At 67.1% G+C, this 20,076-nt stretch carries 13 protein-coding genes and 3 pseudogenes; 8 read left to right on the top strand and 8 right to left on the bottom strand.

Annotation, left to right across the window (positions count from 1 at the left end):
* Positions 1-38: 38 nt before the first annotated feature.
* Positions 39-524, top strand: a complete 486-nt coding sequence (locus OKW35_RS40500) for an Lrp/AsnC family transcriptional regulator (protein WP_184044147.1) — start codon at positions 39-41, stop codon at positions 522-524.
* A 247-nt stretch (positions 525-771) separates the two neighbouring features.
* Complete coding sequence (locus OKW35_RS40495; protein WP_090804099.1) at positions 772-981, top strand: hypothetical protein; 210 nt, start codon at positions 772-774, stop codon at positions 979-981.
* Between the two features lie 19 nt (positions 982-1,000).
* Here the strand turns inward: OKW35_RS40495 and OKW35_RS40490 are convergent, their stop codons facing one another.
* The gene (locus OKW35_RS40490; protein ID WP_429554982.1) at positions 1,001-3,559 is read right to left on the bottom strand and encodes an FUSC family protein; all 2,559 of its coding nucleotides are present in this window, start codon (positions 3,557-3,559) and stop codon (positions 1,001-1,003) included.
* Positions 3,560-3,772: 213 nt separating this feature from the next.
* Here OKW35_RS40490 and recC point away from each other — a divergent pair, with 213 nt between their 5' ends.
* From recC to OKW35_RS40475, 3 genes and pseudogenes are all read left to right on the top strand, one after another.
* Positions 3,773-7,165 carry an exodeoxyribonuclease V subunit gamma gene (gene recC / locus OKW35_RS40485; protein ID WP_429554981.1) on the top strand — a complete coding sequence of 1,131 codons (3,393 nt, stop codon included), beginning with the start codon at positions 3,773-3,775 and terminating at the stop codon, positions 7,163-7,165.
* Positions 7,162-10,888: pseudogene (recB, locus tag OKW35_RS40480) on the top strand (exodeoxyribonuclease V subunit beta). Before recC ends, recB begins: the two are co-directional and overlap by 4 nt.
* Entirely contained in the window at positions 10,885-12,975 is a 2,091-nt protein-coding gene (locus tag OKW35_RS40475) for an AAA family ATPase (RefSeq protein WP_429554980.1), read from the top strand. The pseudogene recB and the gene OKW35_RS40475 overlap by 4 nt, the downstream one beginning before the upstream one ends.
* A gap of 55 nt (positions 12,976-13,030) precedes the next feature.
* On the opposite strand, the gene OKW35_RS40470 is transcribed toward OKW35_RS40475, so the two are convergent.
* Entirely contained in the window at positions 13,031-13,672 is a 642-nt protein-coding gene (locus OKW35_RS40470) for a VC0807 family protein (protein WP_090804107.1), read from the bottom strand.
* A gap of 189 nt (positions 13,673-13,861) precedes the next feature.
* Here OKW35_RS40470 and arfB point away from each other — a divergent pair, with 189 nt between their 5' ends.
* Positions 13,862-14,266: an alternative ribosome rescue aminoacyl-tRNA hydrolase ArfB gene (gene arfB / locus OKW35_RS40465; protein WP_187618979.1), complete on the top strand. Its 405-nt coding sequence runs from the start codon at positions 13,862-13,864 to the stop codon at positions 14,264-14,266.
* A gap of 12 nt (positions 14,267-14,278) precedes the next feature.
* Here the strand turns inward: arfB and OKW35_RS40460 are convergent, their stop codons facing one another.
* On the bottom strand, positions 14,279-15,574 hold the full coding sequence (locus OKW35_RS40460) for an EAL domain-containing protein (RefSeq protein ID WP_429555134.1): 1,296 nt from the start codon (positions 15,572-15,574) through the stop codon (positions 14,279-14,281).
* Positions 15,575-16,066: 492 nt separating this feature from the next.
* On the opposite strand from OKW35_RS40460, the pseudogene OKW35_RS40455 reads away from it, so the two are divergent.
* Positions 16,067-16,225: pseudogene (locus OKW35_RS40455) on the top strand (putative quinol monooxygenase); the annotation flags it as partial.
* An 83-nt stretch (positions 16,226-16,308) separates the two neighbouring features.
* Here OKW35_RS40455 and OKW35_RS40450 read toward each other — a convergent pair.
* The 3 genes from OKW35_RS40450 to OKW35_RS40440 form a co-directional block, all read right to left on the bottom strand.
* Complete coding sequence (locus tag OKW35_RS40450) at positions 16,309-16,566, bottom strand: DNA-binding protein (protein WP_090804111.1); 258 nt, start codon at positions 16,564-16,566, stop codon at positions 16,309-16,311.
* A gap of 235 nt (positions 16,567-16,801) precedes the next feature.
* Complete coding sequence (locus OKW35_RS40445; RefSeq protein ID WP_090804113.1) at positions 16,802-17,041, bottom strand: hypothetical protein; 240 nt, start codon at positions 17,039-17,041, stop codon at positions 16,802-16,804.
* 199 nt (positions 17,042-17,240) lie between these two features.
* Complete coding sequence (locus OKW35_RS40440; RefSeq protein ID WP_409259671.1) at positions 17,241-17,960, bottom strand: YdcF family protein; 720 nt, start codon at positions 17,958-17,960, stop codon at positions 17,241-17,243.
* A 265-nt stretch (positions 17,961-18,225) separates the two neighbouring features.
* On the opposite strand from OKW35_RS40440, the gene OKW35_RS40435 reads away from it, so the two are divergent.
* Entirely contained in the window at positions 18,226-18,549 is a 324-nt protein-coding gene (locus tag OKW35_RS40435) for a hypothetical protein (RefSeq protein ID WP_018418368.1), read from the top strand.
* A 372-nt stretch (positions 18,550-18,921) separates the two neighbouring features.
* Here OKW35_RS40435 and OKW35_RS40430 read toward each other — a convergent pair whose 3' ends face one another.
* A complete protein-coding gene (locus tag OKW35_RS40430) occupies positions 18,922-19,173 on the bottom strand; it encodes a hypothetical protein (protein WP_090804114.1) in 252 nt (83 codons plus the stop codon).
* Between the two features lie 334 nt (positions 19,174-19,507).
* Positions 19,508-19,903: pseudogene (locus OKW35_RS40425) on the bottom strand (transposase); the annotation flags it as partial.
* Positions 19,904-20,076: the final 173 nt, after the last annotated feature.

Here is a 20,076-nt window from a genome sequence, read left to right as displayed (position 1 = left end):
CAGAAAAGTAGAATAATTTCCTATGAGGGGTGGGTGGTATGAGTATGGATATCATCGATCGGAAGCTGCTCGAATTGCTGCAGGCAGACGCGACGATGCCGATCGCCGAACTCGCGCAGCGCGTGAACCTGTCACAGACGCCTTGCTGGAAGCGGCTGCAGCGCCTGAAGGAGGCGGGCGTGATTCGCGCGCAGGTGGCGCTGTGCGACGCGCGCAAGCTCGGGGTCGGAACCACGGTGTTCGTGGCGGTGCGGACGAATCAGCACACGGAGACATGGGCCGCCGCATTTACGCAGGCGGTGCGCGATATTCCCGAGGTGGTCGAGGTCTACCGGATGAGCGGCGAGACCGACTATCTGCTGCGCGTGGTGGTCTCCGATATCGACGACTACGACCGGATCTACAAACAGTTGATCACGGCCGTGCCGCTGTACGACGTGAGTTCGAGCTTTGCGATGGAGCAGATCAAGTATTCGACGGCGTTGCCAGTGCGGCCGGTTGTGACTGTCACAAATAACGGCTGACGCGCGACATGCGATGGGGCGGTGACGAACGAACGGAACACGGGTTCGCTACGATGGCGACGTGGTCGATGCATTTAAGGCGACGGGAGAGCACAGACCAAGGAGCGCCGCTTGCTGCCTCGACAGTAAACGCGTCACAGCGCATCCGTACTGCTCCCTCGGCTGCAAGCCGCGTGCAAGCCCACTGGGCGTAGAATGCCGCCTTCTCCGACCCATCCGCGACTGCGTCGCGAACCGAGCCCGCTTCATGACCAGACCGCCGCGCAAGAAGAATCCGACCTTTGGCATCTCCGTCTTTATCGTGGTGGCGATCCTGCTGGTGATTGCCACGCTGTTCTATAACGCGATCCGCGAAAAGCACGAGTTCGACAGCCAGCCCACGCAGGTGCCGCCAGTGGCTTCGCAGGCAGCCGCGGCGGCCACCGCGATGAAACCGGCGAGCGGCGCCGCGCAATAACGCCCGCGCGCTTCCTGCTTCACTCCTCCGGTAGCCGGATCATGCTCGCGTCCTTGCGAATCTGCGCGGACGCCGCGAGCATCTGCTTGCATTGATGCGCGAGCAGCTTCGTGTCATGCACGGCATCGGCCGTATAGTCCGGCGATTTCTCCGTTTCGACGACCATCGCATCGAGTTCGCGACTCATCAGTTTGATCTGCTCGCCCTGCTCGGCGGGCAACGCGGTGCCGGCTTCGGCGGCGCTCAGGTTGTCGCGCACGAGGCTCAAAGCGCGCTGCAGCGGCTGTAGCGAGATATCCTCGACCTGGTGCTGCTGTTGCGCGGAAGTGCGCAACAGCGGCGCGGCGGCCGTGATCTGCGACGCGAGCACATGGCTGCGCACCAGCAGACCGTTCAACTCCGGCACGAACTTCTGCGCGGACTTCGGTTCGAGCATCATCCGCTGGAACGCCTGACCGAGATTCGCGAACGCAACGTGAACGTTCTTGCGCGCGAGCCGATAACGGTAATCGCGGTCGAGCGCGGTCGCCGCGGCGGCAGCGGCGACCGATGCACCGCTTGCCGGGCGCGCGGTCGCGTTGCGGATCGTGGTGGTGTCATGGCTGGCCTCGCCCGCGTTCGCCTCGGCATTGGCGTCGGCGACCGGCTGTGCCACGCCGGCGCGCCCAGCGCCGCGCGCACCGACGCCACTCGCCACTTCGGCTCCGGCACCGGCACCGGCACCGGCTCCGGCTCCGGCTCCGGAGCCGGAGCCGGCAACGGCGAGCGCCGGGCCGCCAAAGCCGATCGCCGGATCCGCCATCGCCGCCGCCGGCGCGCGCGCGCCCGCTTCGGTCACGGCCGCGACCACCGCCGCGGCCGGTTTACCGCTCCACCACCAGCTCGCTTCGAGATACTGCCGCGTCGCGCTGATCATGTTGTTGACGAGCTTGCCCATCAAGCGGTACTCCCAGTACGGGAACAGGTGGCTCGCCGCGATCGCGATCGCGCAGCCGACTACGGTGTCGATCGCGCGCTCGCCGATGATGCGCATGCTGCCCGGCGCGAGCAGATGGAACAGCAGCAGCACATACGATGACGTGAACACGACGCTCGCCGTGTAGTTGAACAGCAGCAGGCTGTAGCTCATCACCATCGACGCGAACATCACGACCATCAGGATGTGCGGCTCCTTCACGAAGATGGTCAGCGCGATGCTCGCCGCGCAGCCGATCAGCGTGCCGATGATCCGCTGCCCGTTGCGCTGCTTGGTCAGCGAGTAGCCGGGCTTCAGAATGATCACGGTGGTCATCACGATCCAGTACGCGTTCGTGAGCGGCAGCAGGCGGCCGAGCCAGAAGCCCACGGCGACCGCGATCGTCACGCGCAACGCGTGTCGAAAGCTCGGCGAGGCCATCGTCAGATTCGACAGGATCTGCCCGAACGGCACGCGCCGGCTCGACACGAAACGGCTCAGCGCCTGGTCGATGCGCAGTTCGGTTTCGGTCGGGCTCGGCTCGCTGGCAAGGCTTCGGCGCATCTTGTCGATCAGCCGCGTGGCGCTCCAGATGCGGCGGAAATTCGACGACACGGCCGAATACGCCTCCGGGTTCTGCGTCGGCAGCTCCTGCTTGCGCATCAGTTCGATTTCATACTCGATCGCGCGCAATTCCGCCTTCACGTTCACGCGCATGCGCGGCGCCTGGTTCTGCAGCACCGCGAGGCCGATCTCCTCGAGATCTTCGGCCGCCTTGCGGATCAGATCGCGATAGAACACCAGCAGATCGGAGCCGCCGAACGTGCTGCGCACGAGCGTGTAATCGGTTTGCGCGCCGACGAACAGCTCATGCAGATCGACGCTATTGATGAACAGGTTGTAGAGCATCGCGCGGCGTGGTTCGAGCTTGCCGCGCTTCAACCTGGGCAGATTGCGCAGCACCATGTCGCGCGCGGCGTCCTGGCGATCGACCGCGGAGATCTGCTTGTCGACGAGGTTGCGATAGCACTCGTCGAGATCGTTGTCGAGATCGTAGAAGGCGGCGCGCGCGAGCAGATAGTCCGCGCACGCGAACACGCTTTCGGCGAGCGCCTGCTGCTCGATCCGATGCATCATCCAGCGGCTCACGAAGGTCGACCAGTACGTATACCAGAGACCGCCGAGCAGGATCCACGACGCGTTGACGAGCGCCTGCAAGGGCGTGAAGTGCTCCTCCAGCGTCATGATCATCATGAACAGCGTCGCGAAGCTGATCTGCGGCCAGCGATTGCCGTACACGACGATTAGCGACAGCACGAACGTGAGCGGCACGACCGTGCACCACAGCGCGAGCGGATTGACGGTGGCGAGGCCGGTGGCGAGCGCGGACAGAAAGCCGATCACCGAGCAGGCCAGCATCTCGTTGTGCTTGTACTTGAGCGGGCCCGGCATGTCGACGACGCAGGCGCCGAGCGCGCCGGTCGCGATCGTGAAGCCGAGGTCACGATTGTGAAACACGATCAGGCACAGGATGGCCGGTAACGACACGCCGACCGCGATGCGCAGGCCGCCATAAAAGTACTGGCTATAAAGGAATTTTCTTATTTCGACCGAATAGCGCATCGACTACCTGAATCCATTCACCGAGAAAACCGCAGTTGGAAAGACAGCGCGAAACTGCCGTCGAGTCTAACTGATTTTGCGCGCGTTCTGACCTCGTCCATTCGGCCAGGTTATGCCCTGGGGATGGGTTTGTTATGCTGTCGCTTCAATGTCCGCCGTGGCTCGCGCGCATCGCTCGCGGGCCATCAGCGTGCCAAATGTGATCTGGAATCCATGCTTCAGCTCTTCTACTCGAACCGCTACGAAACGCTGGTGGGCGCGCTGCTCGGCGACCTCGCGCAAGCGCCGTCCGATCCGTGGACCGCGCGGCCCGTGATCGTGCCGAGCGCGGCCGTGCGCCGGCGGCTCGAGCTCGATATCGCCGCGCGCCAGGGCATCTGCGCGAACGTTAACTTTGGTTATCTCGCGCAATGGCTGTGGGCGCAGATCGGCGGCGTGATCGAGGTGCCGAAGCATTCGCCGTTCGCGCCGGACCGGCTCGTGTGGCGCTGCTACCGGCTGCTCGACGACTCAGACGAAGCGCTGCCGTGGAACGCGTCGCCGCGTCTGCGCGCCTATCTCGATGCGGCCGACGCGTCGATGCGCTACGAACTCGCGCGGCGCGTCGCGACCGTGCTCGATCACTATCTGACCTATCGTCCCGAATGGCTGCTGCAATGGCACAAGGGCGGCTCGATCTTCGCGAGCGGCGCGGCTGACGACACCGGTCCGCGTCTGACCGGCGCGAGCGACGCGGCGCGCGAGGACGAGCGCTGGCAGGCGGCGCTGTGGCGCGCGGTGCTCGCCGAGCTCGCGCAAGCCGGCGGTCATGCGCAAACATCCGCGGCCGCGCTGCCGCCCGCGTATCGGTTCCTCGATGAAATCGCGGCGCTCGATCTCGAGGCGATCTCGAACGCGCAATGGCCCGAGGCGGTCAGCGTGTTCGCGCTGCCGACCATGCCGCCGCTGCATATCGCGTTGCTGCGTGCGCTGTCGCGCTGGATCGACGTGCGTCTGTACGTGATGAACCCGTGCCGCGAGTTCTGGTTCGACGTGGTCAGCGAAGGGCGCGTGCAGGCACTCGACGCGGCGGGGCAGCTCGACTATCAGGAAGTCGGTCATCCGCTGCTCGCCGAATGGGGCCGCCAGACTCAGGCGCAGCTGCATATGCTGCACGAGCTGACCGAAAGCGCCGCATCGGCCGAGACCGGCGACTTCACCGAAAACCCGGAGCCGAGCTGGCTCGCCGCCGTGCAGAACGGCATCCTTGCTTTGCGCAATGAGGCCGATGCCGACGAGTTGCCTATCGAGCGCGGTATCGAGGTGCACGTCTGTCATAGCCTGTCCCGGCAGCTCGAAGTGCTGCACGATCGCCTGCTCGGCTGGTTCGACGAATTCGACGATCTACAGCCGTCCGACGTGCTGGTCGCGGTGTCCGATCTCGCGGCGGCCGGTCCGCTGATCGATGCGGTGTTCGGCACCACGCCTGCCGGCGACACGCGCCGCATTCCGTACCGCATTACCGGCCTGCCGCCGTCGCAGGCCAATCCGGTCGCGCGTCTGTTGCTCGACTGGCTCGCGCTGCCCGAGCGCAGCGTCGGCGCGCCGGATCTGATCGAATGGCTGCGCGTCGACGCGGTCGCGGTGCGCTACGGCATCGATGCGAATTCGCTCGAAGCCGCGCAGGAATGGCTCGCGGCCGCCGGCGCGCGGCGCGGGCTCGCGCCGCTCGAACCGGTCGGCGAGCACGTACCGGTCGCGCGTCATACGTTCGCCGATGCGCTGACGCGCCTGTACCTCGGCTACGCGATGCCGGCAGGCGGCGAGCCGGTCGATGCGTGGCTGCCGGTCGAAGGCGCGGGCGGTTCGGATGCTGAACTGCTCGGCCGTCTGTCGCGTTTCGTCGACGACATCGACAGCTTCGCGGCGAGCTGCGCGATCGAGCGCACGCCGTCCGACTGGTCGCAACTGCTGCTCGAGACTCTCGGGCAGTGCTTCGACGGCGGCGTCGAGTTCGCCGATTCGCTCGCGGCCGTGCGCGACGCGCTCGATGCGATGAGCGCCGCGATGCAGGCCGGCGCGCATGATGTGTTGCTGCCGGCCTCGGTGGTGCGCACCGCGCTCACCGAAGCGCTCGATGACCCCGCACGCGGCGGCGTGCCGTGGGGCAGCGTGACGTTTTCTTCGCTGACGAGCTTGCGCGGTTTGCCGTTCCGCGTGGTCTGCCTGCTCGGCATGGACGACGGCGTGCTGCCGTCGCTCGCGCGTGCCGACGAGTTCGACCTGATGGCCGCGTTTGGCAAGGCCGGCGACCGTCAGCGCCGCGACGACGAGCGCAATCTGTTCCTCGATCTGCTGCTCGCCGCGCGCGAGCGGCTCTTCATCGCCTACACCGGCCGCAGCATTCGCGATAACGCGCCGCTGCCGCCGGCCGCGCTCGTCGACGAACTGCTCGATCATCTCGCGCAGGTGTCGGCGGGCGAGGACGCGAGTCCGGCCGAGGTCGACAGCGCGCGGCGCGAGTTCATCGTCGAGCATCCGTTGCAGGCGTTCGCGTCGGACTACTTCGCGGCGAAGCCCGACCTGTTCACCTACGATGCCAATCGCGCCGAGCTGGCCACGCTGCTTGCCGAACCGCGGCATGCCGCCGCCACGCCGTTCTTCGATCAACCGCTGCCGCCGGAAGACATGCACGAGGTGGAGTTCGACGACTTCGTGCGCTTCTGGCGTCATCCGGCGCGCGCACTGCTGCGCGACCGGCTCGGTATCGCGTTGTCGGATGCGCAGGGCGAGTTGCTCGACACCGAGCCGTTCGATCTCGACTATGCGGGCCGCGACGCACTCGCCGAGCGCCTGCTGCCGGTCCTGCTAGACGCCGGCACCGACGACGAGGTGATCTATAGCCGCGTGCAGCGCGTCGCCGAGGCGAGCCCCGAGTTGCCCGGCGGCGCGACCGGCGCGGTCTGGCGCGCGCGCGAGCTGTCCGCGCTGCGGCAGTTGGCGCAAAGCGTGCGGCGCGAAGTGGCCGAGGGCGTCGAGCGCTTGCCGTTCGTGCTCGACGTCTCGCCGCGCTGGCCGCAAGGCGGCGCTGGCACCGACAGCGCCGTCTCCCTGTTTGGCGACTACGACGCGCTGCTGCGCGAGTCCGCCGAAACGCCGCTGCAATTGCGCGGCACGTTGAACCTGCTGACCGGAACGGGACAAGTGATCTTTCGTTATGCCAAAGCCAGCGCGCGCGACTATCTGTCCGCGTGGCTCGCGCATCTGGTCTATTGCGCGGCGCAGCCGGACGGCCCGCGCCGCACCGTATGGCACGGCAGCAACGAGAGCTTCGAGCTGGCGCCCGTCGCGGCTCCGCTCGACGAACTCGCGCCGTTGGCTGCGCTCTTCAATGCCGGCCGCCGGCTGCCGCTGCGCTTCTTCCCGAAAAGCGCATGGGCGCGGCTCAGCGAAAGCGAATCGGCGGCGCAAGGCGTATGGGTCAACGACCGCGTGCGCGGCGAATCCGACGACCCCGCGTTGCGCATCGCGCTGCGCGGCACACCGCTCACGCTCGACGAACCGTTCGGCAGCCTCGCCGCGATCGTTTTCAAGCCACTGATCCAGCATTTGCGGAGCGCCTCATGAGCGACGCGCTGCGCCATCAAAGCCTCGCCGCCGACGAACTCGACGTGTTCGCATGTCCGCTCGACGGCGTGAACCAGATCGAAGCGTCGGCGGGCACCGGCAAGACGTGGAACATCTGCGCGCTGTACGTGCGGCTGCTGCTCGAAAAGAACCTGAACGCGGATCAGATTCTCGTCGTCACGTTCACGAAGGCCGCGACCGCGGAGCTGCACGAGCGCATACGCGGCCGTCTCGCGGAACTGCATCGCGCGATCGAGATGGACGACGACGGCGACGATCCGTTCATCCGCCGGCTGTTCGAAACGACGCTCGCGCCGGAGCGCGGTATCGAGCGCGAGGCCGCGTTGAAGGTCGTGCGCCGCGCGCTGCGCACGTTCGATCAGGCCGCGATCCACACGATCCACGCGTTCTGTCAGCGCGCCTTGCAGGAAGCGCCGTTCGCGGCCGCGATGCCATTCGCGTTCGAGATGGAAGCCGACGACGCGGCGCTGCGTTTCGAACTCGCCGCCGATTTCTGGCGCGAGCAGGTCGAGCCGGTCGCGCATGCGCATCCGGCGTTCGCCGCGTGGCTGGTGGCCAAGCGCGCCGGTCCCGCGTCGCTCGACGAGCAGCTGGCACGGCGCCTGAAAAAGCCGCTCGCGCAATTGCGCTGGGGCAGCGTCGACGCGGCCGGCGTAAGCGCCGATCCGCAGGCCGGCTTCGATGTCGCGTGCGCGATCTGGCGGGCCGAACGCGACGCGATCGTCGCGCTACTGGCCGAGGCACAGGAGCGCCTGAGCAAGACCACGCACAAGCCCGATCACGTGAGCGACGCGATCGCCGCGTGGACCGACTACTTCGCGCAGGGCGATTGCCATGCGCCGCCGCCGCGCGCCGCGCTGAAGCTGATGGCGTCGGCGTTGAAGAAGGCAACCAAGGTCAAGTTCGAGCCGCCCGCACATCCGTTCTTCGAGCATGCCGACGCGCTGGCCGCGGCCGTGGTCGCCGCCGAGGCCGCGCAGCGCGCGCGCTGGCTCGCGCTGGTGCAGACATGGCTCGACTACGCGCCGGCCGAGTTGGTGGCGCGCAAGCGCACGCGCCGCGTTGTATCGTTCGACGATCTGCTCGCGAATCTGTATCGCGCACTGGCCGCGCATGCCTGGCTCGCCGATGCATTGCGTAGCCGCTATCCGGCCGCGCTGATCGACGAGTTCCAGGACACCGATCCGCTGCAATTCGCGATCTTCAGCCGCATCTTCGCGCCGGCGGGACCGCTGTTCCTCGTCGGCGATCCGAAGCAGGCGATCTACAGTTTTCGCGCGGCGGATCTGCATACGTATCTCGCGGCGCGCGAGTCGGCGTCCGCGTGCTACACGCTCGCGGTCAACCAGCGCTCGACCGCACCGATCGTCGAGGCGTGCAACCGCATCTTCGAAGCGAACCGCCAGGCGTTCGTGCTCGACGGGCTCGACTATCAGCCAGTGCGTGCGGGCGAGCGGCGCCGCGCGCCGTTTACCGATCCCGACGCGAGCGGCGGCGACTTCCGCATCTGGACGTTGCCGCGCGGCGCAACGCCGCTGGACAAACGCAGCGCGCAGCGCGCCGCGAGCGAAGCGTGCGCGGCCGAGATCGTGCGGCTTTTGCGAGGGGCGCGCGAAGGTGTCGTGACGATCGGCGACAAGCCGCTCGCACCGGGCGATATCGCCGTGCTCGTGCAGACGCACAAGCAGGGCAGCCTCGTCAAACGCGTGCTCGCGGCGTGGGGCGTCGGCAGCGTGGAGCTTGCGCAGGCGTCGGTGTTCGCGACGCTCGACGCCGAGCAGATCGAGCGCGTGCTCGCCGCCATCGACACGCCCGGCGATCTGCGTCGCCTGCGCGCCGCGCTCGCCACCGACTGGCTCGGGCTCGATGCCGCCGCGCTGTGGCGTCTCACGCAGGTCGCCGATGCGCCCGCGGCCGAGGCCGTTGACGAACCCGCGCCAGCGCTCGACGCCGCCGACGCGATGGGCTGGGTCGAGCGTTTTTCGCGCTACCGGATGCTGTGGCACGAACGCGGCTTCGCGGTGATGTGGCGCACGCTGGTGCGCGAGCTGCGCGTCGCGCAGCGGCTCGTCGCGGGTGTCGACGGCGAGCGTCGGCTGACCAACGTGAACCATCTCGCCGAGCTCGTACAGGCGCGCGCGGGCACCCAGCCCGGCATCGCGCCTACCTTGCGCTGGCTCGCCGCGCAGCGCGAGCAGGGCGGCGGTGACGAGGCCCAACTGCGGCTCGAGTCGGATCGCAATCTCGTGCAGATCGTCACGGTCCATAAATCGAAGGGACTCGAATACGCGGTCGTGTTCTGTCCGTTTCTGAACGATGGCGGCTTGCGCGAGCCGCCATCGTCGGGCTTGCCCGATGCGCGCGAGTATCACGACGACAGCGGCGACGCGGGTGCTGCACTACGGTTGCGACGAAGAGGAAGCCGGGCGCGCCTCGCGTTACGCGGTGCGCGAGCAGGCGGCGGAACGCGCGCGGCTCGTCTATGTGGCGCTCACGCGCGCGGTGTATCGCTGCTACCTGGTCGCGGGCACGTATCTGTCGTCGCGCTCGACGAAGGAGTCGCGGCGCAGCGTGCTGAACTGGCTCGTCGGCGGCAGCGGCCACACGTTCGACGCCTGGCTCGCTGAGCCTCCCGACGAAGCCGCGCTCGCGGCGAGCTGGCAGGCGCTCGCGGGCGGACCGGTCACGTTGCGGGCGCTGCCCGAAGTGACGCGCCGCGTGCCGCTCGAAAGTCTGCGGGATCAGGGCGCGCATCTGCGCGCGCGCGCGAATCGGCGGCCGTTGCGCGATCAGTGGCGCATGGCAAGTTTCAGCGGGCTGATCGCGGCCGGCGGCAGGAGCGCGGATGCGCACGCGCACGCGCCGCAGGAAGACGTGCGGCCCGACCACGATGAAATCGCCGATGCGCTACCCGCCGCGCCGCTGCTCCCGCCGCTCGCCGCGGCGAGCGCCCCGGCGCATGCCGACGACGACATCCTCGGGTTCCCGCGCGGCGCGGCGGCCGGCGATTGCCTGCATCGGATGTTCGAACTCGCCGATTTCACCGAGGCGCGCACCTGGCCCGACGCGATCCGCGGCGCGCTGCGCGAGCGTCCGGCGCCGGCCGCGCCCGAGCTCGCCGCGCGCTTGCCCGCGATGATGCATCGGCTGATCGCCGACGTCGTCTCGACCGAACTCGTGCCGGGCATGACGCTCGCGCGGCTCGATCCGCGTCGGCGCCTGAACGAACTCGAGTTTGTGTTCGCGGCCCCGTCGCTGGATTTTCCGGCGCTGCGCGAGCTGCTGATCGAATACGGCTATCCCGACGTCGCGCTGGAGCCCGGCGTGCTGCGCGGGTTCGTCAAAGGATTTATCGACATGATCGTCGAGCACGACGGCCGCTTCTGGATCGTCGACTGGAAGTCGAACCATCTCGGCGACACCGCCGCCGACTACGCGGCCGCGCCGCTCGAAACGGCGATGGCGAGTCACGCGTACCACCTGCAGGCGCTGCTTTATACGGTCGCGCTGCATCGCTATCTGAAGACGCGCGTGCGCGACTATGCATACGACACGCATATCGGCGGCTACCTGTATCTGTTCGTGCGCGGCGTGCGGCCCGACTGGCGCGATGTCGACGGTGCCGCCGGTGTGCACAGGCGGCGTGCGCCGTTCGAACTGGTGGCGCTGCTCGACGCGGCGATGATCGGAGGTGGCGCATGAGCACGCCCGGCACGCTTGATGAGCGCGCGGCCGCGCCGCTCGGCCTCGAAGACATCGGCGTCAACCTGCCCGCGCCGGCCGATTTCAGCATCGCGCTCGCCGAAGGGTTCGCGCGCCGTATCGGCATGCTCGCGCGGCGCGGTGGCGCATCGACCGAGGTGGTGAAGTGGGCCGCGCGCGGCGCGTTCGCCGCAAGCCGCGCGACCGCCGAAGGGCACGTGTGCGTGCCGCTCGCGACGCTCGCGCGCCGCTTCGACGCGTCGAGCGCCGAAGTGCGCGCGGCGCTGCTCGCGAGCGGCATGGCAAGCGATGGCGCAGCGGACGCGGCGGGCGCGGCGGCGTTGCGCCCGCTCGTGATCGACGCGCAGGGGCGTCTCTATCTCGCGCGCTACTACGACTACGAGCGGCGCCTGGCCCACGCCCTGGTCGCGCATGCGACGGGCGAGGCGAGCACCGCGAAGGCCGACGCCGACACCGCCCCCGCCGCTTTGCGCGAACGCCTGCTGCGCTACTTCGGTCCGCCGCGAGACGACGACGTCGACTGGCAACGCGTCGCGGCCGTGATGGCGCTGTCGGGGCGGCTGACGATCGTCAGCGGCGGCCCGGGAACCGGCAAGACCACGACCGTGGTCGGCGTGCTTGCGTGTCTGCTCGATGCGCGGGCCGATTTGCGCATCGCGCTGGCGGCGCCGACCGGCAAGGCGGCGCAACGGATGCAGGAAGCGTTGCTCGCGCGCGCGGGCGACCTGCCGCCCGAACTCGCCGCGCGTTTGCCGCAGACGTCGTACACGCTGCATCGCTTGCTGGGGTCGGGGCCGGGCGGGCGCTTCCGGCATCATCGCGATAATCCGTTGCCGTATGACGTGGTCGTGATCGACGAGGCGTCGATGATCGACGTGGCGATGGCCACGCATCTGCTCGACGCGATCGGGCCGCAAACGCGGCTCGTGATGCTCGGTGACAAGGACCAGCTCGCCGCGGTCGAAGCCGGCGCGGTGTTCGCCGAACTCAGCGCGCGGCCGGCGTTGAGCGCGCGCGGATTGCAATGGGTCGCGCAGGCGCTCGACATCGACGAGGCGCGGCTCACGCGGGCTTTGCCGCGCGCGTTGCGTGAAGCCGGTGAAGCACCGTTGGACGATTTATTTGCGCTGCCCGAGGCGCCGCAAACCTTCGAGCCACCCGCGTCGGGCGATCTGTTCGGTGACGGCGTGACATCGGCGACTGGCGAGCAGGCGGATCGCGATAAGCGATCGGCGATCGAACGCAACCCGCTCGCGGACTGCGTCGTCTGGCTCGAGCGCAACTACCGGTTCGGCCTCGAGTCGCCGATCGGCCGTTTGTCCGTCGCGATTCGCAACGGCTCACCGAGCGCGGCGCTCGACGTATTGCAGATCGACCCGACCGAGGTCTGCGCCGCGGCGCTGCACGAGGACGCTCACACGACGCTGGCCGAGCGCACCACCGCAAGACTTGCCGGTGGCTTCGCGCCGTACGCCGACGCGCTTGCCAGGGCGCTCGCCGTCGATACGCCCGATCCAGTGCCGCTCTTCGACGCGCTCAACCGCTTCCGCATCCTCTGTGCGACGCGGCTCGGACCTCGCGGCGTCGATCAGGTCAACGCGGCGATGGCGGCTGAGGTGCGCCGCGCCGCGGGCGTCACGCTCGCGGTCGGCGCGCAGTGGTTTGCCGGACGTCCGGTGATGGTGACGCGCAACGATTACGCGCTGGGTCTGTTCAATGGCGACATCGGCATTGCGCTGCCGGGCGCGGGTGGCGCGCTGCGCGTGTACTTCCGCACCGGCGACGGCGGTGTGCGCGCGGTGTCGCCGGCCGCGCTGCCGCCGCACGACACCGCGTTCGCGCTGACGGTCCACAAGTCGCAAGGTTCGGAGTTCGAGCAGGCGGTGCTGGTGCTGCCGTCGGCGTTCAGCCGGGTGTTGTCGCGTGAGCTCGTGTATACGGCGATTACTCGCGCGCGCGAACGCGTCGAGGTGATCGGCGCGCGGGCCGTGCTCGCGCAGGCGATCGCGACGCCGACGCAGCGTGATTCGGGGCTGGCCGCGCGGATTGCCGAAGCATCGCGTTGATTGCGCGGCAGCAGGCAGAAAAAGCGAAGTGGCGGACTTGTGGTGCGAGCGGCGCTCAACCGGCAACCCCGCTCGCCCGCTCGATGGCCTCGACGCGGCTGCGCATCGTCCTGCGATACCACAGTGTCCACAGCGCGAGTCCCGCGTAGATGCCGTAGCCGATAAACGGCGACACGACGAGGAAACGTTCGATCGGCCACGTCAGCGCCATCCACGCGCGTAGCGCGGTTTCGGCGGTCAGCCCGATGCCCCACACGAGCGTCATGGTTCGCATCGCGGTGGCGAGACCGGGGCGCTCGCGCCATAGCGCCTCGAAATGCGCGGCGCCGCCTTCCATTTCGCGCGCGACCGTCGCGCGCGCGAGGTAGAAGATCAGAGGACGACGCATCGGCAGTGACAGCAGGAACACGACGCCGACCGCGCCGGACACCAGCGACTCGCGCAACAGCAGCATGCGCGGACTGCCCCCGAGCGCCATGGCCGCGACCGACAGCACGATGCCCGCCACCACCATCACGCTGAGCGCATCGACGCGCCTGAAGCGCGCGAGCTCGATCGCGCTCCACACGAGCGGCGGCACGGCGGACGCGATTAGCGCGCCGGTCTCGCCGACCCGCGGCAACGCGAGCCGGTAAGCAAGCCACGGCAGCAGAAAGTTGACGGCCAGTTCGAGCACGAAACCGGGACGGATTTTCATATGAATTTACGCCGTAAGCGAAAGAACCAGTATCGGTGAACCGGTCGGGCCGACGCAAATGGTTTTTTTCGTAGCGTTCGCGAGCCGGTGCCGCCGGGCGCCGCACCGGGCGCTCCGCCGCCTTCCCGCGAGTTCGGGCATCTCGCGTCGAGCGCTTGTACACTGACGCATCTTCCTTGCCGACCACCCATGACATCCCGCTATCCGGTCCCGCCCAACGAAATCGAATTGACCGCCGTGCGCGCGCAGGGGGCGGGTGGTCAGAACGTCAACAAGGTGTCGAGCGCGATCCATCTGCGTTTCGACGTGCGTGCCTCGTCGCTGCCGGAAGTGCTGAAGATGCGTCTGCTCGCGCTGTCCGACCACCGGCTCACGCGCGACGGCGTCGTGATCATCAAGGCGCAGGAGCATCGGACCCAGGAGATGAACCGCGCGGCGGCGCTCGCGCGGCTCGATGAACTGATCGAAAGCGTCAGCGTGACCCGCAAGCATCGGGTCGCGACGCGGCCGACCCGCGCGTCGAACCTGCGGCGGCTCGACAGCAAGACCAGGCGCAGCGAGGTCAAGACGGGGCGCGGCCGCGTGCACGAGTAGCGGCGTGGGTCGCTAACGTCTCGCGCCGCGTGTGCCGGTGCGCACATCCGGCGGCGACGCCTCCGGCACGAAGTCGACGCACAGCACGTGCGTGCCGTCGCGCTCGAACGCGATCGCCGCGGTGTAGCAGTCCTGACCATCGGCGAGCGAATAATGCGGCCCCATCATCGCGACGCGGCCCGGCGCCGCGAGCGCGTGCCGGAAATACGCGCGACGCGACCAGTTGCTGCGCGTCTCCGTATAGAGCGGCGCGAGCCGCTTCGGAGGCGGCGGGACCGACGCCGCCGTCACCGAAGGCTGGGTCTGCTCGCCCAGGCCGTCGGTGAGGAACACGCGGCGCGCTTCGGGCAGATGCCAGACCTTTTGCGCGGCCTGTTCGAGGTCACCGGTCGCCTTGTAGGTGTCGGCGGCGGCCAGCACCGCTTCCGCGAAGCCCTCGAACCCGAGCCGCTGGTGGCCGGCGTGCGCACGCTCGTATTCGGCGAACTTGCTCCAGATCGACGCGACGAGCGCAGGCACCTTCGTGCAGGCGGCCAGCACGCTGCTCTCTGGCTGACCGAACCAGAACCCCTGCACGAAATCGACGTCGGCCTGCATCAGGATCATCAGCTCTTCATCGGTTTCGACGCCTTCGGCGAGCACGAGCGTGCCCGACTGATGCAGCATCGCGATCAGATGGCTGATCATCGATTCGTCGCCCTCGCGCTTGCCCGCGCGCGCGACGAGCGAGCGGTCGAGTTTGACGATGTCGGGGCGGAAGCGCCACACGCGATCGAAGTTCGAGAAGCCGGTGCCGAAGTCGTCGATCGCGATCAGAAAATCGCGCGGCTGCGAGGCGGCGAGCATGCTGGCGACGGCGGATTCATCGTCGGCGGGCTGCTCGAGCACTTCGATCACGATGCGCTCCTGCGGCAGCCCGAAATGCGCGGACAACTCGTCGATGAAAGCGCGCTGCGGCCAGCCGGTTTCGAACACCTGCGGGCGCGTGTTCAGAAACAGCCACCCGGTGCTGATGCCTTGCTCCATGAAGTTCGCCACATGCAGGCAGCGCGCGATGCGATCGAGTTCGCGCGCTTCGGCGGCCGAGCGCGTGCCGGAGAACAATACTTCGGGCGAGACGGGCAGACCGACCGGATCGAACGCGCGCAACAGCCCCTCGTAGCCGACCACGCACTGATGCGTGACCGACAGCACCGGCTGGAACACGCTGTGCAATGTCAACGCGCGCCAGGTCGCGGTCCAGCCCGACTCGCCGCGGACCAGGTGCGGGAGCAGGCCGCTCACGCTCAATTCGCTGACGGACGGCATAGAAGCGGGCATGAAAGCTGACATGGGATCGTTGCGGCAAGGGAATGAAGGGGCACGCAAACCCATTCGGCGCGTAGCGCTCGCACACCCGAAGCGCTGCCGGAACGAAACGAATGTGTCCCGCGAACACGGAGGGCGGTGCCAGCCACGCTGGACTCCGGCGAATTGGTCAAAATGAGTCTAGCAGTTTGCAGCGCGCGACAATGTGCGGGTTATCACAAACGCATGGGCGCGAAAATTGTCTGCAAAACGGCTGCCTACGGCCGTGCGGCAATCCGTTGCGGTAATGCGCCGGAGCGTCCCGCGCGCTTGCCACGCGCGAAACCGATTCTCAATCGCAATGAGTTACCGTACCACGCCGAGGGTAGCAGGGCGCCCGGTGGTCGCCCGCCAAACTCCAGGCCGACGGTGCTCACATGCTAGTGCCGCTGTAGGCGCTGATGCGGCCATTCGGGCGGCGGGCTTGGCACTGCTCTGCCGGGCGGATTCTGGCGCGACGTGCAGGAGCCGCGCCGGTTCGTGTTCATCGAGCGGTGGGAAAGCCAGGATGCGCTCGCGGCGCATGCGAAATCCGCGCATATCCAGGCTTATAAGAAGGCGGCCGCGGATTGGATCGAGCACGCGGAGATTCGCGTGATGTCGAAGATCGCCAGAATTCGGGCGCGGGCGTCAGCGGCGCGCGGACACGCTGGACAGGTGGGGCGGCCCTGAGGCCGCCGGCGCGCCGTCAGCGATCAGTGGGTTGCTTGCGGGACATCGAGAATCAGGATGATGGTCCAGTCGGCGTCGCCGTCATGGTGATACTGGCGCTCAGCGACAATGAACGGCTCCTGCTTGCCAGCCGGGCCGAGAAACAGCACGTCGCCTTCCATCGGCAGGCATTCGACGGGCGGCAGCGCGAGGTACGCTTCCTGACCGCCACGCGGCATCAGTTTTTCGATCTTGCGAGATGCTGCTTCGGTCCATTCGATATCAAGCTGGATGTTGCTCATGCTGTCCTCCGCACCAGGGTGCGCACGGGTTAGGGGATGCCGGCGGCTCGCCGGTCGGTGCGCGACTTTAGCATACAGAGAGCAGAGCGCCGGCGGCTTGCCAGGCCGGTGCACGCTCGGAGTGCCTTGCCAGCAGCGAGCGGGTCGCACAAATAAAAAAAGCCGAAACCGGCGCTGCCAGCTTCGGCTTTTTCACCTTCACGACGAGGCCGCGAGGCGAAATCCGCGAAGTCGTTCAGGTGCCCGACGCGTCGGCACCCTTCTTCGGATGATGCGGAGCCATCTTGTGATGCTTGGCCGGCGCGGCCGGTGCGCTTCCCATCGACTGCTCGCGGTTTTGCAAATCTTGCGCACGCTGCTCGACGTCGGCGGCCTTCGCCGGATCGGTGCTCGTCGTGATGCCGTTGTCCTGCGCGTGAGCCGCGCCGGCTGCGGCACACAAGGAAACCAGGATCGCCATGGACACTTTCTTCATCGTTACCTCCGTAGAATGGTGGTGGACCCGAGTATTGCCTGTCCAGTGGGAAAGACAATGCATTCTATCGAGCAAACTCTTCTCCAGCCGATGGCTTTGTAACCGTGCTCAACACTTGTTACGTTTTGTAATAACCGGGCGCTGGTTGAATAAACCGCGACGTCCTCGAGTGCGAGAGCGCAGCGGCCTACATCGTTCGTCAGAACCAGCCGATCGCGCGATATAGGTGAAATTGCGCGAGGCCGATTAGCTCATGCAACGCTATCTCCGCGGCCACGAGATTGGCGAAGCGCGGCAGCACGCCGATCCGCGCGCGCCGCGCGCTCGAAATCTGCGGCTGCGGCTCGACGCCGAAGCGCTGAAAATCGAGCAGCGCACGCGGCATGTGATACGCGGAGGTGACGAGTATCAACGTGTCGTAATGTGATTGACCGACAATAACCGAGACGTTGCGCGCGTTCTCATAGGTCGTGCGGCTGCGTTGCTCGAGCACGATGTCCGAGCGCGCCACCTGCTGACGCAGCAGATAGGGCAGGTAGGTGTCGGCTTCGGTCGCGCTATGCCGCTGCGGATTGCCGCCGCTGACGATCACCCGGCACGTGCTCGCCGTGCGCTTGCAGGCCGCGTAGTTCTGCGCGCTGACCTCGATGCGCGAGAGGACGTCGCGCGGTGGCACCAGCACGTGGTCGTGGTCGTAGACCGTGCCGCCGCCGAGCAGGATGATCGCGGTGCGTGGCGCAAAGGTGGCGGCCGTGGCGCTCTGTCGTTGCGGCTGCGCCAGATCGAGCAGTGGCGCGGTTAGCCAGCCGGCCGCGAGCAGCCAGAACAGCGCGATCATGCAGACGATGAGCGGCCGGCGCGCACGTTTCCATAGCACGATTGCTGCAAAAAAAAGCGCTAATAAAGTGAATAGAATCAATTTAAATGGGGTAACGTATGTCTTTCGGGACAAATCCACGGGCCTGCCATCGCGCCGCGGCGGTTGCATCGTCGGTTCATGGAGAGAACGCTAACATGCCGTTCTGACGGGGGTTCCGAAAACGAGACCAGGCAGCACCTGGCGGAAATCCGCCGTCAGACAGGCGGCGAGCTTCCGACCAGGAGCGGGTGCTACGCGCGTCGCCGGTGGCGCAGTGACGCGTGGGCATGAATGTGTCATAGCTGCACTTTAAGAAAGAAGTGAGATGACCACGTATTCCAACGAAGCGGTACTTGAAGCGCTGCGGCGAGCGCAATATCGTCAGGTTCCCTGGGCCAGAAGGCCGGGTGTCTTCCAATATCTTCGCGCGCTGGGGCTGATGGACACCGTTCGTCAGCGAACCGTCGCACCGGCGCCAGGCTTTCATGCTCCCGTCGACATCGCGGTGCTCACCGAACGCGGCAAAGCGGAGTTTGCGCGCCTCGAACACGACGAGCGTCTGCTCACATGGACAGCGCAACGCATGAACGATTATGTTCTCGGCGCGGCCGAACCGCAGTCCGCCGCGACAGCCGAAGTCAGATCTTAGCTCAAGGTTCATCGCTTATCCGAACTAAGTCACTGTCCGCCCGGGCATGTCACTCCCTCGGCGGGCCGTCGCTGACGTCGACCGGTCGCCGTGCGCGTCCCGGGGCGAATCTCGGCTTCCCATCGACAAGGCGGCGACGCGATCCGCGCAGGTCGTTGCCGTTGCGCGCCTTTCATGCCATCAACGCCTCGAGGGCGAAAAAAAGCCCGTATCACGAAGATACGGGCATACCGGAATTACTACTGCCACGCTGTGCTAATGGCGTTGAGTCAGACTGGTGCCGCGTCCGGTGGTTCCCCGATCGTAAGTGCGCAATGCAAGATACTGGGCACCGCGTCGCGCGACGCGCCGTCCGAGCGGCGACTTGGCAAATCAACGCCGCCGCTGATCCTCACGCGGCGCATCGGGCCGTGCCCGCACATTGCTGGCGATATCGCCGCGCAGATCGCCACGCGGCGTCGGCGGCGTGAAGTCGCGATTATGGGCCTCGCTCTGCTGCCACGCTTCCAGCGTGGCTTGGCGGTCCGGGCGCCAGTTCCACCCTTGCGGGCGTTGTTGCGCAATTGCGGGCGCGGCCATCGATGAAATCACAATGCCGCACAACACCAGTGACATTGGTTTCATTCCGAAATCCCCCTCAACCTCGAGCCCCTCGACTCAAGGCCTGTTTGCATAAGTATTAACGTATGCCGGGGGACGAAAGCACGCTGTAATTAATAGTAAATGGATGTTTCACCCGGAGCTATCGGGTAGTTTGGCAGTCTGAGGCAGCGCGCAAGGAGCGCTGTGGCGGTCGTGCGGGAGGCGCGACGAAAGGGGCGCGCGAAGCGGAGAAGACAGCGTCTCGCGGCGACCGTCAAATGCTGGCGGGTCGTGGGCGCGCACGCAATCGTGGAAAGTCGGCTCGATAAAAAACCGGGCGCCTACAGGCGCCCGGTGACCGCGTAGTTTCGCGTCAGGCCATCTTGACCGGCGCGCGCCACGATTCCGGATTGGTCCAGAACGCGCCGCGTAGGCGGTCGCGGCTCGGCGGTGCCGGCGGTTTCGCGGCCGTTGCGCCGATCCGGCCGCGCAGCGAGATTTCGCGGCCGCTCGTGCCAAGCCGTTTCACAATTTCAGCGAGCGTGCCATCGGCTTGCCACTCGTCGAAGCGCCGGCGGCAAGTCGGGGGGGACGGGTAGCGGCCCGGCAACTTGGACCAGCCTTCGCCTGTCGACAACACCCAAAGCACGGCGTTGACCACCGCCCGAGCTTCCACGCGCGGTCGACCGCGCCGTTCGCTGCGCGCCGGCTCGGCGCAGAACAAAGCCTCGACCAGCGCCCATTCGTTATCTCTCAAATCGTCGAACAGCATCATGTTTCACCTCAGCGAAGCTAACTCCGGTGCGCTGCCCCGCGCCGCGCACTCTTCACGCACTCGATAGGCGAGTGCCAAAGGGGACGGGCTTGCCACGGATTGCCATCGGAAATCAGGGCGCCCTCCCTGTGCGTTTCACAACGCACGAAGTGTGCCAATCTGCTGCCGAT

Origin of the sequence: Paraburkholderia sp. MM5477-R1, assembly GCF_050436385.1 — a bacterium.
Taxonomy (GTDB): domain Bacteria; phylum Pseudomonadota; class Gammaproteobacteria; order Burkholderiales; family Burkholderiaceae; genus Paraburkholderia; species Paraburkholderia tuberum.
This window is presented reverse-complemented; position numbering and strand designations above follow the sequence as displayed.

Coding starts and splice junctions, on each gene's coding strand:
- OKW35_RS40435 (WP_018418368.1), top strand. CDS start 18,226: ATGACCACGTATTCCAACGAAGCGGTACTTGAAGCGCTGCGGCGAGCG.
- OKW35_RS40430 (WP_090804114.1), bottom strand. CDS start 19,173: ATGAAACCAATGTCACTGGTGTTGTGCGGCATTGTGATTTCATCGATG.
- recC (WP_429554981.1), top strand. CDS start 3,773: ATGCTTCAGCTCTTCTACTCGAACCGCTACGAAACGCTGGTGGGCGCG.
- OKW35_RS40475 (WP_429554980.1), top strand. CDS start 10,885: ATGAGCACGCCCGGCACGCTTGATGAGCGCGCGGCCGCGCCGCTCGGC.
- OKW35_RS40495 (WP_090804099.1), top strand. CDS start 772: ATGACCAGACCGCCGCGCAAGAAGAATCCGACCTTTGGCATCTCCGTC.
- OKW35_RS40450 (WP_090804111.1), bottom strand. CDS start 16,566: ATGAGCAACATCCAGCTTGATATCGAATGGACCGAAGCAGCATCTCGC.
- OKW35_RS40445 (WP_090804113.1), bottom strand. CDS start 17,041: ATGAAGAAAGTGTCCATGGCGATCCTGGTTTCCTTGTGTGCCGCAGCC.
- OKW35_RS40470 (WP_090804107.1), bottom strand. CDS start 13,672: ATGAAAATCCGTCCCGGTTTCGTGCTCGAACTGGCCGTCAACTTTCTG.
- arfB (WP_187618979.1), top strand. CDS start 13,862: ATGACATCCCGCTATCCGGTCCCGCCCAACGAAATCGAATTGACCGCC.
- OKW35_RS40490 (WP_429554982.1), bottom strand. CDS start 3,559: ATGCGCTATTCGGTCGAAATAAGAAAATTCCTTTATAGCCAGTACTTT.
- OKW35_RS40500 (WP_184044147.1), top strand. CDS start 39: ATGAGTATGGATATCATCGATCGGAAGCTGCTCGAATTGCTGCAGGCA.
- OKW35_RS40460 (WP_429555134.1), bottom strand. CDS start 15,574: ATGCCGTCCGTCAGCGAATTGAGCGTGAGCGGCCTGCTCCCGCACCTG.